At 47.2% G+C, this 14,189-nt stretch carries 10 protein-coding genes; 5 read left to right on the top strand and 5 right to left on the bottom strand.

Annotated elements, in window-relative coordinates; translation table 11 throughout:
• Positions 1-77 precede the first annotated feature (77 nt).
• Complete coding sequence (locus RQM65_RS02590) at positions 78-1,478, top strand: fasciclin domain-containing protein (protein WP_314012519.1); 1,401 nt, start codon at positions 78-80, stop codon at positions 1,476-1,478.
• Between the two features lie 412 nt (positions 1,479-1,890).
• Positions 1,891-3,927 carry a fasciclin domain-containing protein gene (locus RQM65_RS02595; RefSeq protein WP_314012520.1) on the top strand — a complete coding sequence of 679 codons (2,037 nt, stop codon included), beginning with the start codon at positions 1,891-1,893 and terminating at the stop codon, positions 3,925-3,927.
• A gap of 240 nt (positions 3,928-4,167) precedes the next feature.
• Here the strand turns inward: RQM65_RS02595 and yidC are convergent, their stop codons facing one another.
• From yidC to RQM65_RS02610, 3 genes are all read right to left on the bottom strand, one after another.
• Complete coding sequence (gene yidC, locus RQM65_RS02600) at positions 4,168-6,021, bottom strand: membrane protein insertase YidC (RefSeq protein ID WP_314012521.1); 1,854 nt, start codon at positions 6,019-6,021, stop codon at positions 4,168-4,170.
• A 159-nt stretch (positions 6,022-6,180) separates the two neighbouring features.
• Entirely contained in the window at positions 6,181-7,818 is a 1,638-nt protein-coding gene (gene pyrG / locus RQM65_RS02605; protein WP_314012522.1) for a CTP synthase, read from the bottom strand.
• Positions 7,819-7,866: 48 nt separating this feature from the next.
• Positions 7,867-8,109: a DUF3820 family protein gene (locus RQM65_RS02610; RefSeq protein WP_314012523.1), complete on the bottom strand. Its 243-nt coding sequence runs from the start codon at positions 8,107-8,109 to the stop codon at positions 7,867-7,869.
• A gap of 64 nt (positions 8,110-8,173) precedes the next feature.
• On the opposite strand from RQM65_RS02610, the gene RQM65_RS02615 reads away from it, so the two are divergent.
• Together RQM65_RS02615 and RQM65_RS02620 are read left to right on the top strand one after the other, a co-directional pair.
• Entirely contained in the window at positions 8,174-8,494 is a 321-nt protein-coding gene (locus RQM65_RS02615) for a nucleotidyltransferase domain-containing protein (protein ID WP_314012524.1), read from the top strand.
• A gap of 193 nt (positions 8,495-8,687) precedes the next feature.
• Positions 8,688-9,563: a hydroxypyruvate isomerase family protein gene (locus RQM65_RS02620; RefSeq protein ID WP_314012525.1), complete on the top strand. Its 876-nt coding sequence runs from the start codon at positions 8,688-8,690 to the stop codon at positions 9,561-9,563.
• A gap of 142 nt (positions 9,564-9,705) precedes the next feature.
• Here RQM65_RS02620 and RQM65_RS02625 read toward each other — a convergent pair whose 3' ends face one another.
• Complete coding sequence (locus RQM65_RS02625; protein ID WP_314012526.1) at positions 9,706-10,461, bottom strand: LytR/AlgR family response regulator transcription factor; 756 nt, start codon at positions 10,459-10,461, stop codon at positions 9,706-9,708.
• A gap of 4 nt (positions 10,462-10,465) precedes the next feature.
• Entirely contained in the window at positions 10,466-12,553 is a 2,088-nt protein-coding gene (locus RQM65_RS02630; RefSeq protein ID WP_314012528.1) for a tetratricopeptide repeat-containing sensor histidine kinase, read from the bottom strand.
• A gap of 621 nt (positions 12,554-13,174) precedes the next feature.
• On the opposite strand from RQM65_RS02630, the gene RQM65_RS02635 reads away from it, so the two are divergent.
• Positions 13,175-14,188 carry a right-handed parallel beta-helix repeat-containing protein gene (locus RQM65_RS02635; RefSeq protein ID WP_314012530.1) on the top strand — a complete coding sequence of 338 codons (1,014 nt, stop codon included), beginning with the start codon at positions 13,175-13,177 and terminating at the stop codon, positions 14,186-14,188.
• Position 14,189 lies beyond the last annotated feature (1 nt).

Below are 14,189 nucleotides of genomic sequence, written 5' to 3' on the forward strand. Positions count from 1 at the left end.
ATCTTCCGATTGTTAAAGAGTTAACACTTGTTTTCTCAACTGCTAAAAAAGTTACTATTAACCTTAAATTCTATTAAATGAAAAGTGTAAATTTAAAAACGTTGTCGGCATTGTTCCTGACGCTATTCTTGTTCGTTTCCTGTAGTAATGATGACAATGGTGCACCCCAGGTCAAACCTGTCGACCCAACGCCACCCGTGGAAAGCAACACCATTGTTGATGTGGCCTCGGATACCGATGATTTAAGTACCCTTGTCGCAGCGGTGACCAAAGCAGGATTGGTAGAAACACTTCAGGGCGATGGTGCCTTTACCGTATTCGCTCCCACCAACGATGCCTTTCAAGCCTTCTTGGATGCAAATGATGATTTCTCAAGTTTGGATGACATTCCTGCCGAAGCACTCAAACAGGTGCTGCTCAATCACGTTGTGGGCGGGGAAAACAAATCATCTTCGCTAGCGACCGGTTATATCGCTTCGTCATCAACGGCCGGAGTCGATGGCAGGGCACTTAGCCTTTACGTGAACACCGCCGATGGGGTCATGGTAAATACCGCTACCGTCGCCACCGCCGATGTCGAGGCATCGAACGGGGTCGTACATATTGTCGATCAGGTTATCGGCCTACCCAATATTGTCGATCACGCGACGTACAATCCCGGGCTGACGGAACTTGTAGGGGCCCTCACCGCCGACGGCAACACGACGTTCACCGATTTACTAAGCGCTTCCGATCAAATGTTTACGGTCTTTGCACCGGTCAACGACGGTTTTATGGCCTTCGAGAATTCCGACGGTCATGAAATCAACAACGTGCTGTCTAACCACGTAATTTCTGGAGCAGCCCTAGCTGCAGCAGATCTTTCCAATTCGTACGGGAATACCTTAGCTGCGAACGACGATGGTGACAACTTGAGCATCTACTTCAATACGGATGACGGGGTTACCCTAAATGGGGAGAGCACGGTCGCCATAGCCGATATTGTTGCTACCAATGGTATTGTACACGCAGTGGATACGGTTATCGACCTTCCCACAGTGGTGGATTTTGCGGTTGCCGATAGCGGTAATTTTTCTGCCCTGGTAGGTGCCTTGACCGCTGAAGGACAACCCGATTTCGTTTCCATTTTAAGCACCCCCTGGGGAACCGATCCTGCGCCATTTACAGTCTTTGCACCGGTAAACGGAGCTTTTGAGGCATTGGATGCCGTACCAGAAGGTGCTGCCCTAACCGCGGTATTACAACACCATGTCATTGCGGGAGCGAACGTTGTGTCCGGAGACCTTACGGACGGACTTACAGCTGCTACCCTTGAGGGGGATGAGCTGACATTTAATGCTTCGGGGGAGACCTTTACCATCACCGATGGTGCAGGGAACGCCGGGACAAATATCGCTGTAGCGAACGTGCAGGCCATCAACGGGGTAGTGCACGCTGTCGATACGGTCTTGATTCCTAATACTACGGAGGAAGATTAATGCAGTTCCGTATCTGCCTTTAGTTGGAACAAATCCCGTCCAGATTTCATTTGGACGGGATTTTAATTTTTAAGGATAACGACCTCTTCATGGTACAAGGAAACCGATACCGTAACAAGTTTCCTACCCGGATTAACACTACCCACTTCATAAATTATTAAAATTATGTTAAAGAATGTAAATGTTTTTTCTGTTTACTTATCTTGTCCATAGCTTAAACAAAATACTTGTTTTGCAAATCAGCCGTTACGAATACTGCTGAATACATGAAGGGCCTTCCGGGGTCTAAATACTACCAAAAAACCACTTAGTAGAGGTAATGGATTTTTTTAAATGAGCTTTTTGTTTGCGACAATAAAAAAGAACTCATATCGAGTTTATTAGTTGAACACTTTATTTAAAATTATTTATTATGAAAAAATTGTACTCCTGGAAAAGCATAGTGCTTTCCACAATCCTGTTCGTCGGACTATGGTCTTGCAGCGACACTAATGATGACGCGCCCGAAGTCGAAGCCCTACAGAAAAATATTGTTGAAACCGCCCAAGCGACCGATGCCCTTAGCAGCTTGGTCGCTGCACTAGCCAAGGCGGACGAAAGGGAAGGTACCGACCTGATCGGAACGCTGAGCGGAGAGGGTCTCTTTACGGTCTTTGCCCCCACCAATGATGCCTTTGCCGCTTTGTTAGGTGGGCTCGAAGGTTTTGATTCCCTTGAGGATTTCGAATCCGACCAAGAAAAAGCTTTGTTGGCCAATATCCTTACGTACCACGTAGTAGGTGCCAAAGCCCTCTCCACGGATCTTTCCGACGGGCAACGGCTTACGACCGTTCAAGGGGAAGATGTGGGTATTGACCTCGACGGCAGTGTGTTCTTGGAAGATGCTACTGACGAAAACGCCCAGGTCGCCCAAGCGGATGTTATGGCCAGTAACGGTGTAGTGCACGTCATCGACAAAGTCCTGGTTCCGCAGGCGGTTCTTGATGCCCTTAACGCTGAAATGCCTTCGGAAGACCTTCAGACGCTCACCGAAATCGTTGTGGAAGCCGAAGTCCTTTCCGTATTGGAAGCGGCGGTAATTAAGGCCGGATTGGCCGAAACCCTGTCCAGCGAGGGACCGTTTACTGTATTCGCGCCTACCGACGATGCCTTTTTAGCATTATTGGATATTCTAGGCGACAACTACATGAGTCTCGACGATTTTGACGAAGAAGCTGAAATCGATCTCCTACGCGATATTCTGCTTTACCATGTGATTCCCGATGCGAAAGTAGAAGAGGGTGACCTTTCGGAATTTTCAGTAGGTACCGCCCTTGCCGATAATTCTATACAAGTGATCGCCTCGGGCGACACCTTTGTGCTCGGCGATGCCTCCGATACGAAAGCCAACATTGTCGATACCGACATTCAGGCCTCCAACGGGGTGGCACACACCATTGACAAAGTGCTGTTACCCCAATCTGCCCTTGATTTTGTAGCCTCTTTGCAGCTTGATAACATTGTGGAGCTGGCCGTTGCAAACGACGATTTGAGCCTCTTGGTCGAGGCCCTACAACAAGCCGATGCCGGATTGGTCGAGACCTTGGGCAGCGAAGGTCCCTTTACGGTTTTTGCCCCGACCAATGCCGCCTTTGAAGACCTATTGAACGCCTTGGGCGACGAGTGCAACAGCCTCTCGGATTTTGATACCGAAAGCGAAAAAGCCCTCTTGGTCAAAATATTGACCTACCATGTTGTTGCCGGCAAGGCCGCCTTTTCGACCGATCTTTCGGACGGACAAATGATCGAAACCCTTCAGGGTGAAAGTGTGGCAATCAGCCTTGGCGACGGAACCGTTCAAATAGAGGATGCGACCGATAGCGACGCTAGCGTGGTAATTGCAGATGTGGAAGCCAGCAACGGTATTGTCCATGTTATCGACAAGGTCTTGTTGCCACAAGAAGTAGTGAACGCGCTTGAGCCTTCGGAAGAACTCAACATCGTGGAAACTGCACAAAGTGTCGATGACCTCAGCTCATTGGTCGAAGCCCTTATCCAAGCGGATGCCGGTCTGGTAGAAACCTTGTCCGCGGATGGCCCGTTCACGGTCTTTGCCCCTACCAACGAGGCGTTTGAAAACCTGTTGGCCCAGATTCCAAATTGTGGTTCGATCGATAGTTTCGATACGCCCAAGGAAAAGGCGCTCTTGGCAAAAATCCTCACCTATCATGTAGTCGCGGGTGCAGCGGTAGCATCGGGAGACTTGACCGATCATCAAACGATAGAAACGGTGCAGGGCGAATCCCTGACCGCTATTTTAGGGGATGGTGTCTCCATTGGGGATAAAACGGATACCGATGCTAACGTGGCCTTGGCCGATGTGATGGCAAGCAATGGAATTGTCCACGTGATAGACAAGGTCTTATTGCCACAAGAGGTGTTGGATATTTTAAATCCTCCTTCGCATTAATAAGCTCATACATCCAAATCTGAAAAAACCTTCCCCAAATTTCAGGGAAGGTTTTTTAATAGGATAGGACACCTATGTTTCTTCAAACATCAAAATTGAGGGGCTTGGCATACAGGAAACGGGACTTGACAACTTCCTTTTTTCCCAACGGGATGTAATCCGCATCTTTACTATCCCAAATCTTACCAAACCAATCTAGTTTGATGTATGGAGCCCTGGTGGAAACATCAGGGCTTTTTGTTATCGTTTCCCAACTTTCTTCTGCTCCTCGGCCTGCTCCATCATCTCGCGCATTTTACGCTGGAACTTGTTTTCCTTTTTCGGTTTCTTCTTGTTCTCCTGGATTTGGGCGTGGATCTTATCATTATCCAGAATAACATTTTTGATGACCAACATGATACCGATCGTAATCAGGTTCGATACGAAGTAGTACAGACTCAGGCCACTGGCGTAGTTGTTAAAGAAGAACAACATCATCACCGGCATAAGGTACATGATAAACTTCATGTTCGGCATCCCAGGCTGGGTCGGCATGTTTTGTCCGGTGGTCATCATCATATAAAAGAAAATGGCCACCGACGCCAAGATCGGGAACAGGCTCACATGATCCCCATAAAATGGAATCTCAAAAGGCAGGTTGGCGACCACATCGTAAGAAGAAAGGTCATCGGCCCATAGAAAAGGTTTCTGCCGTAGGGCGAACGAGGTCGGGAAGAACATGAACAGCGCGTAGAAAATCGGCATTTGCATTAGGGCCGGCACACATCCACTCATGGGGCTTACGCCCGCTTTGCTGTACAGCTTCATAGTGGCTTGCTGCTTTTTCATGGCATTGTCGCCGTACTTTTCCCCAAGTTCGGCAATCTCCGGTTTCAGAACTTTCATCTTGGCCTGTGACAGATAAGACTTATAGGTAGCCGGCGACATGGCCAGGCGTACCAAGATGGTCATCACGATAATCGCGATACCGTAGGGCAAAAATGAGCTGAGAAATCCGTAGAACGGGGTAAAGACGTAGCGGTTTATCCACCCGAAGATACCCCATCCGAATGGGATGGAATCAGCCAAGGCCATATCTTCATATTTGCTTAGAACGTCAACATCGGTGGGCCCGTAATACCAGTGCATATTTTGTGAAAGTTCCCCGCCCTCCATGGCCAAGGGCATCGTGGCCTTGAATTCTTTGGTAAAGCCCTGGGTATGGCTTTCCCCGTCGACCAAGTTCTTTGAACTGAGCTCGGCCGTTTGAAACTCGTCCATATTTACAAGAATCGAACTGAAAAAATGCTGTCGATAAGACAGCCACCTTACCGATTCCTCGATTTCTTCATCATCGCTACTTTCGGAAAGCTTGCTGACGTCGCCATCTTCGTAATTATAGGTAAGACGGGTATAGCGGTTCTCGTATTCGATACTTTTGGAATGGCGGATACCCTTCAGCTTCCACTCCATATTTATGGGCCGGCTGCTATCGATTGTCCCGTTCATACCCTGCGAGCGCACGGTGAAATCCACCAGGTAATCGTCCGGTTTCATTTCGTAGCGGTACTCCAAATATTTATTGGGACCTGCCTTGGCCTTCATGCTCAGCACCTGATTGCCATTGCTTTCGCTCAACGAAGGCTCGAAATAAAGATCCTGCGTATTCATCACCCGATTATCGGAGGTCTGGAACTGCAACCCGAACGAAGCATTGCCATCATACACCATGTAAACGGGTATAGAATCGTAGGTATGGAACTGCTTCATCCGCGCCTCGACAATCTGTCCACCTTTATTGCTGATTTCCAAATAGACGAGATCGTTTTGCAGCTTCGTAGTACCGTCGGTGGGCTGGGTAAATCCAAAGGCCCCGATCTTGCTCTTGTAATCGGCTACCGCGGAGGAATCTTGAAGATTGACCTGGGCGGGCTTGGGAGCGGTCGTGTCGCCGGGCACCTGCTGCTCGGCTTCTTCGACCACCTGCTCCTGTTTTGCCTTTTCCGCTTCAAGCTCTTCTGGCGTGGGCCGGTTTTGATAGAACATCCAGATCAGGATACCGAATATCAGTACGAAACCGATGATCGACTTGCTATCTACTTTCTTTTCTTCCATGTAATATTTAATAATTAGGCTTGCGTAGTACGGGGACAATTGATGTAACCTCCATAAAATTTAATACTGCGGTCAAGCGCGTGCAGGGCCGAACCCCATCGGACTGCAATCCACAAATATATATCCAATTGTCGAGATTATGCCAAACTGGCATGCGTTTTAGCTTGGCACCGTCTGGGTTCGTTTCAACTTTTGTGCCAGGGCGGCCTTTACGAAGGCCACGAACAGGGGATGCGGATTGGCGACCGTGCTCTTGTACTCTGGATGGTACTGCACCCCGATAAACCACGGATGGTCTTTCAGTTCGATGATCTCTACCAGACCAGTTTCCTTATTGATTCCCGTTGCCATCAATCCGGCTTCCTCCAATGCATCCTTATAGGCATTGTTGAACTCATATCGGTGACGGTGCCGTTCCGAGATGGTGGGTGCATCGCCATAGACCTTGCGCACTTGACTACCTTCCCGCAGTTCACAATCCCACGCCCCCAGACGCATGGTACCGCCCTTGTTGATCACGTTTTTCTGTTCTTCCATCAGGCTTATGACGGGGTCGGCCGTTGAGTCTTCCATTTCGGTGGAATTGGCATCCTCCAACCCGAGTACGTTTCGGGCAAATTCAATGACCGCCATCTGCATTCCCAGGCAAATGCCCAAAAAGGGGATACCGTGTTCACGGGCGTACTGTACCGCCCTGATTTTCCCGATGATGCCCCGCTCTCCAAAGCCTGGGGCGACAAGTACCCCGTCGAGCAGGCCCAGTTTGGCAACGAGGTTCTTTTCCGACAAATGTTCGGAGTGGATCGACCGGATATTTACCCGCACTTCGTTGGCGGCCCCGGCGTGAATCAGGGATTCCAAAATGGACTTGTAGGAATCCTGCAGTTCCACGTATTTCCCGATCAGTCCGATATTGACCTCGTGCTTGGGATTTTTATGACGGTTCAAGAAAGCGTTCCACTGGGTCAGGTCGGGCTCGGTAGTGTTCGGGAGTCCCAATTTTTTGAGCACCACGGTATCCAAGCCTTCCGTTTGCATTAAGACCGGTACGTCGTATATGGTCGATGCGTCGATGGACTGAATGACCGCCTCGCGTTTTACGTTGCAAAAAAGTGCCAGCTTGTCCCTGAGGTCATCGGGAATTTCATGTTCCGTACGGCAGACCAGTACATCGGCCTTGATACCGCTCTCCATCAGGGTCTTTACGGAATGTTGGGTAGGCTTGGTTTTCAGTTCCCCTGCGGCGGATAGAAAGGGCACTAGGGTCAGGTGAATGACAATAGCATTGTTCTCCCCCAGCTCCCACAGCAGTTGACGTACAGCCTCGATATAGGGCAAAGATTCGATATCGCCGACCGTTCCGCCGATTTCGGTGATGACCATATCGTATTCGCCGCTATTGCCCAACGATTTTATTCGCTGCTTGATTTCGTTCGTGATGTGGGGCACGACCTGTACGGTCTTTCCCAAAAATTCGCCCCGGCGTTCCTTTTCGATGACGCTTTGATAGACACGGCCCGTAGTCACGTTGTTCGCCTGGGAGGTGCGTACGTTCAAAAACCGCTCGTAATGGCCCAGGTCGAGGTCGGTCTCGGCCCCGTCGTCGGTCACATAGCATTCCCCGTGCTCGTAAGGATTCAGCGTGCCCGGATCGACGTTGATATAGGGATCTAGCTTCTGTATTGTAGTCTTATATCCCCTGGCCTGCAGCAATTTGGCCAATGAGGCGGCAATAATTCCCTTTCCCAAGGATGAAGTTACCCCCCCCGTAACGAAAATGTATTTGGTATCTGGCATGATAGCTTGTTTGTTACGGGATGCGAAGGTACAAAAGGAAGGGGGAAATTATGGGGAATGCCTTGGAAAATCTTTTTGTAGCCTGCGGATGAGCGGCTCGAGTCCGTTTACCTTTATTTCAAGCATGGACGCCATCAGGCTTCCCAGTTTGCCATCGGGAAAACCCTTTTGCTTGAACCAGACCAGATAGGCTTCCGGAAGCTCTACCAAATAACGGTCTTTAAATTTCCCGAAGGGCATCCGGTAATGGGCCAGTTCAATGAGTTTTTCTCTTTCGGGGGATATATCCATAGAAGCGGTAAAATTAATATCATTATATTTAACGGGGAAATGGTTCAAAACTTTTTAATCGTTGTTGGAAAAAAAGGATAATATCATAGATAGCATCGTTGACATTGCCGACAGAAATCATCCGGATTCAGAAATCTTCCAGTATGGCTCAAGGGCACAAGGTGACGAGAAGGTGCAGTCGGATTGGGATCTGCTCATACTTTTAGACGACAACGACATCACTTTTGAAAAAGAAATCCAAATCATGGACGATTACTACGACCTTGAATTAGAGACAGGGGAAGTATTTTCTCCTCTCAGCTATGCAAAGAAAGATTGGATCGACCATTATCTTTTCTCTCCACTTTATAACGCTATTGAACAAGTAGGCATAAAATTGAGATGACAGGCAACCAGAACAAGGGGTCATTGCCAAGGAACACGGCAAACTGTACTCCCAGCTTTTCACTTGGAGATATAACGGCGATTACGACGATTTTTTTGATTTTGATGAGGAGCAGGTAAGACCTTGTATTACTCCCGTTAAGGAACTGATCGATCTGATAGAAAAGTTATTATAAAAATAAAACCCTAAGAACATGAAACGAAGGAACTTTATAGGAACGACCGCCGCCGCATCGGTCGGACTATTGACCGCCAAAACGGGGAACGCAAATGCCGTAATGGCATCTGAAAACCTTCCGTTGGAACTAAAGAACAACATCAATCACAGTGCCTGCTTTTGGTGCTATAGCCCCATGCCCCTCGATGAATTCCTCGGAAATCTGAACAAACTCGGAATCAAGGCCATTGATCTGGTCGGGCCGGAAGATTGGCCGCTATTGAAAAAACACGACATCCACGCCTCGATGTGCTGGGGCGCAGGGCTGGGCATCGAAAAAGGATGGAATGACCCAAAGCTGCACGAAGAACTGATCGCAGATTACAAACGGGTGATTCCCCTGGTCGCAGAGGCCGGCTACACCAATCTGATCTGTTTCAGCGGCAACCGAAATGGGATGGATGATGAAAGGGGACTGAAAAACTGTGTAGAAGGACTAAAACAGGTGATGCCCCTGGCCGAGAAAAACGGCGTGGTTCTGCAAATGGAACTGCTCAACTCCAAAGTCGACCACAAAGATTATATGTGCGACCGTTCCCAATGGGGCGTCGAACTCTGCAAACAATTGGGCTCCGAAAATTTCAAACTGCTCTACGACATCTATCATATGCAGATTATGGAAGGAGACGTCATCCGCAACATCCGGGACTACCATCAGTATTTCGGACACTACCACACCGGCGGCAACCCCGGTCGACACGAGATTGATGAGACCCAAGAGCTTTACTACCCCGCCATCATGAAGGCCATTCTTGAAACCGGGTATGAAGGCCACGTGGCCCAAGAGTTCATTCCGTCATGGAGCGACAAGATTTCGGCCCTAAAGCAAGGCGTTACCATCTGTGATGTTTAGTTATGGAACGAGCATTAAAAAATTTTCAAATACTTCCCGAAAAACGATTTCTAATATTTTAACGCCAAAGCGTAAAGTCGACCTGGTGGTCCCGTTTTTTCAGGAAGGATGCAGGTACCATATCGAAATGGCAACCGGAACTTTAGGATTTTCCCATTAGCCTTTTTAAAAACTCTTCCTTCCGGCGAACGGCGATCTCTACATGCGAACCATCGGTCATAAGAACAAGCCCTCCCTTCCCCTTTTGGTATTTATCGACATAGATCAGATTGATAAGATGGGAATGGTGGGTTCGATAGAAATGATGTTTTTCCAACAAGGTTACAAAGTATTTTAAGGTCTTTGCAACGGTCAACCTTTTGCCACCGATCAAAAACAGATGAGTATAATTGCTATCCGACTGAAATCGGAGTATATCATCAATAGAAATCATCGAAAGTCCATCAACGGTGGGCACGGCTATTTTTTGGAAGTCCCCCGTTCTGTTCTCTTCCAAATTTTGGAACAGCACCTCTAACTTTTTGCAGATTTCCTGTTGCGAAATTTTCTTTTTTAACTTTTCCAGAGCAGCAATCAAATCCTCCTCGGCGATAGGTTTCAACAAATAGTCCAATGCCGAAAACCGAAAGGCCTCTACGGCATAGCGATCGAAAGCGGTGGTAAAGATGACCTCGAAAGAAATATTGGGTATCTCCTTTAAGAGTTCAAACCCAGTGCGTCCCCGAAGCTGTACATCCAAAAAAACCACCTCGGGCCGATGTAAGAGGATGGCAACCTTGGCATCCTCGACCGTAGAAGCGGTGCACTCCAAGACGAGGAAATCTTCATGTCGCCGAAGCAGGTGCCGCAACCGGTCTTGGCAATGTCTTTCATCCTCTACAAGAATAGCTCTTAGCATAGCGTTAAAATTGAAGTTCGAGAGGTAGTTTCAGTTCGATGTGCAATCCTTCTTTTTTATCGAATATCCCGATACTACCGTTTTCCTGCTTCAAGCGATTGATGATATCAAGCCTGTTCTTGGTAATCTTGAGCCCCATCGATGATTTGGCTTCTTTCGTGCCTATGGTTTTTTGGCGGCCTACCCCGTCATCATCGACGCTACAGACCAAAAAATTCTGATCCCTTCTAATGGAGATGCCGATATGACCTTTGGCCGACTTTTTTGAAATGCCGTGCCAGATGCTGTTCTCTATGAAAGGCTGTAGTATCAGCGGGGGTACCATCGTATTCCCGATGTCGATATCGTCGGCGACCTCAAAGGAGTATGTAAATTTATCCTTTAGGCGCAAGGCCTCGATTTTCATATAAAGTTCGGTCAGTTCCAGATCTTCGGCCAAGGGAATCCATGTTTTTTCCGAATTTTCCAAAATGGATCGGATTAGCTTTGAGAACTTGATTAAAAAATTTTGGGCCGTATGTATGTCATTCTTGGCCATATAATCACTGATGGAATTCAGGGCGTTGAAAATAAAATGCGGATTCATTTGCGCCCTTAATGCCTTAAGTTCGGTCTCCGCCACCTTCACCTTGAAATCCGCTATTTTTTTCGTTTCGGCAATATCCCTCCGCTTTTTATAGATGAGGTAGGCGATCAGTCCCGCCAGACACAGAAAGCCGATTGCGGCCACGGCCCTATTTTTGTTCATAGTCTGCTCGGCGATAGCGGCTTTAGAAATAGCTTGCTCCCTATCATGTTCGGCATTTAAGATCGATTTCTCCCTGTCGTATGCATGCTTAGTCTCCAAGCGGGCGATTTCTTCCTTTTTGTCTATAGAGGCAAAGCTGTCGCGAAGCACAACTGCCGCCGACTTGTTGGCATAGGCATCTTTATATTCGCCCCGTTCCGCCTGCAGCTTCGCCAGGTTTTCAAGGGCTTTATACTGAAGGTTCAGGCTTCCCGCCGCCTTGGCATAGTTCAGGGATATGCGGTAATGGTCTTCGGCTCTTGCCAACCTATTGTCCCAAGATAGGTTTTTGTGGCAATCCCCGAGATTTTGATGCACTATGGCAAGATTGTTCGTGTTTTTAAAACCTTCGTAAATGGTCTTGGTCTCTTCGAAATAGGGGATGGCCTTTTCATATTCTCCCATATCGGTATAAGCAATGCCCATATTGGTCAGTGCGCTGGCCATGCCGCGTTCGTTATGGTTTTTTTCCATGATGGTATACGACTCCCCATAGAGCCCTATCCCTTTTTCGGGATGGCCCATACCCTCATAGACCCTTCCCAAGTTGAGCAATGCGTTCGCCTCCCCTTCCTGAAAAGCGAGTTTCCTGAAAAGTTGTAATGCCCTTTTCTGATACTCATGGGCTTGGTCCAATTCTTCTAACCGGGCGTACAAAAGTCCTATGTTGGCAAGGAGATTCGCATAGGGCTGGTCGTCGGTCAGGTTGAGGTCTCTATAGAACTTTTCGGCCTCTAGATAGCTGGCCAAAGCTTCCGGATACTGGGTGAGGTACATTTGGTTTATTCCGATACTGTTGAGCATTTTTGCCATCAATAACGTATCCTTTTCCTTTTCAAAAACCGTGTAGGCACGTAGGTTATGGTCATTTGCCCGGCGATAGTCCGATTGGTTGAAATACACCAGGCCCTTGTTATAGGTCAGGCGGGCAATACCATTTTTATTCTTGTTTTTTCCGTGCAACTCGATCGCTTTGTCGTAAGTTGACAATGCCATGGAATCCATCCCTTGGGCACTGTAGTTATGCCCCTTATAGGAAAGGGCCGTCGCAATACCCTTATCATCTTTTAACCGTTTTGCCAACATTAGGGCCTGATCGGCAATTCGCACCCCTTCTTCGGGATGTAAGGAATAATAGGTATAGGAAAGTTCGGTCAAGGTGGCCAAGCGAACCGTATCATGGAGGTCCGCTTTTGTGAGAAGTACTTTGAGGGAATCCACTTTCTCTTCCTGTCCTCTTAGATATAATACCCCACAACTGAAACAGAATACAATAATCCATTTAATCTGTTGGCGGCTAGGCATCAATAGGTCGATTATAATATATCAAATGTAACTTTTTTGACCGAACCCGTAGCAACGATTTCAAAATATATAGGATAGATGGAGCCGTAATCCCTATTTTTTACTTGGAAGGAAAGCCTTACTACACGCCTAATAAACAAAAACATACTTGTAGAGAGAAAAAGGCTACGTTTAATAAACGTACAATGACTTTTAGATTCAACAAGAGTATATTGGTGTATCATTTTAACATTCTGCCGAATGTAATAATCTGCCCCATTACTTAATTCGGCCAAACGGAAATCATCCCATCTTTTTGACTTTTAGACACGCCTGCGGTTATTAACAAGTGGACCTGAGCCTTTGATGATGCCCAAAAACGACGACCTTGATGCATGGAATGATGTCGTTTGTGAAAAAATAAGAGAATCGGAAAAATTGTGAGTTTTCCCAAAATACAGTCCGATACCGATAAAGTTTCGAATCATTACGGAACTTTTGAACGTGGACGAGAAGGAAAAATCATGAAGTTATAGAAGGGATACAATGCCGGGCATTGCGTCAACCATAACCGTCAATAGCTCAACTTTAATTAACCCACATCACACTCAAACTGAATACAAACCAATAAAAATCAAAAAAATGACGCGAAATTTTACTATAGCCTTGATTATGGTAGTTGGTACACTATCGCTATCGGCCCAAAAAATCATTACCGTTGACAACTCCGAGGGTAGTGCGGCGCAATTCGACGACTTGCAGACCGCCATCTTCAGTGCCGAAGATGGAGACATCCTATATATCCATCCTTCTGAGATCGACTACGGAAACATTATCGTAAATAAAGGTTTGACCCTGATCGGTTTTGCCCATAGCGACCCCGATAAGGAGACATCCATAGCGAGGATCAATCTTGACGAGAACAGCTCCAACAGTAGATTTAGCGGATTGCACGTTAAAGGGAATTTTTACGTCGGGGAATCTAGATCAAGTGCAACTCTATCAAACATTACCATTGAGAACTGTCGTATTGACGGTACGATGGACTTTCCAACAGCCAATGTGGACAATGTAACTATCCGGGGAAGTATATTTTACCATCTCGGAACTACTAGTAACTATACCAACGCCCTGATTACCAACAACATCATTACAGGAAATCTTTATGTGAAAAATTATCAATCCGTAAACATTAGGAACAATCTCTTTCTTAATGGATCAGTACGGAATCTTGGCTATAGAACGGGGACCATAACGATACAAAATAGTATCCTTTACACCTCGGGAGGTTCAAGGAATTGGAACTATGATGGGGTAGTTTTTGAAAACTGCATGACCCATGCCGTAAATGGCAGTAATCACGTTCCGCTAGCCGGAACCAACAATATCGACAACATCGACCCGCAGTTCGTCGATGATACGGAAAGACCCGGTTACTACAATGAACTCACCGATGATTTTCATTTGAAGCAAGGCTCCCTGGCCATTGATGCCGGCGTATCCGGAGAAGACATCGGTCTCTACGACGGTAGCGGCTTTACCTTTAACAACTTTGGCTATACCGGAGGCATACCCACCGTAAAAATCACGGCCATGACCACAACCGTTGCCCCAGGAAACAACATCAACGTAACCATCAACGCACAAAATCACTGAT

Source organism: Pricia mediterranea, from assembly GCF_032248455.1.
GTDB lineage: Bacteria > Bacteroidota > Bacteroidia > Flavobacteriales > Flavobacteriaceae > Pricia > Pricia mediterranea.

Coding starts and splice junctions, on each gene's coding strand:
- RQM65_RS02590 (WP_314012519.1), top strand. CDS start 78: ATGAAAAGTGTAAATTTAAAAACGTTGTCGGCATTGTTCCTGACGCTA.
- RQM65_RS02595 (WP_314012520.1), top strand. CDS start 1,891: ATGAAAAAATTGTACTCCTGGAAAAGCATAGTGCTTTCCACAATCCTG.
- yidC (WP_314012521.1), bottom strand. CDS start 6,021: ATGGAAGAAAAGAAAGTAGATAGCAAGTCGATCATCGGTTTCGTACTG.
- pyrG (WP_314012522.1), bottom strand. CDS start 7,818: ATGCCAGATACCAAATACATTTTCGTTACGGGGGGGGTAACTTCATCC.
- RQM65_RS02610 (WP_314012523.1), bottom strand. CDS start 8,109: ATGGATATATCCCCCGAAAGAGAAAAACTCATTGAACTGGCCCATTAC.
- RQM65_RS02620 (WP_314012525.1), top strand. CDS start 8,688: ATGAAACGAAGGAACTTTATAGGAACGACCGCCGCCGCATCGGTCGGA.
- RQM65_RS02625 (WP_314012526.1), bottom strand. CDS start 10,461: ATGCTAAGAGCTATTCTTGTAGAGGATGAAAGACATTGCCAAGACCGG.
- RQM65_RS02630 (WP_314012528.1), bottom strand. CDS start 12,553: ATGCCTAGCCGCCAACAGATTAAATGGATTATTGTATTCTGTTTCAGT.
- RQM65_RS02635 (WP_314012530.1), top strand. CDS start 13,175: ATGACGCGAAATTTTACTATAGCCTTGATTATGGTAGTTGGTACACTA.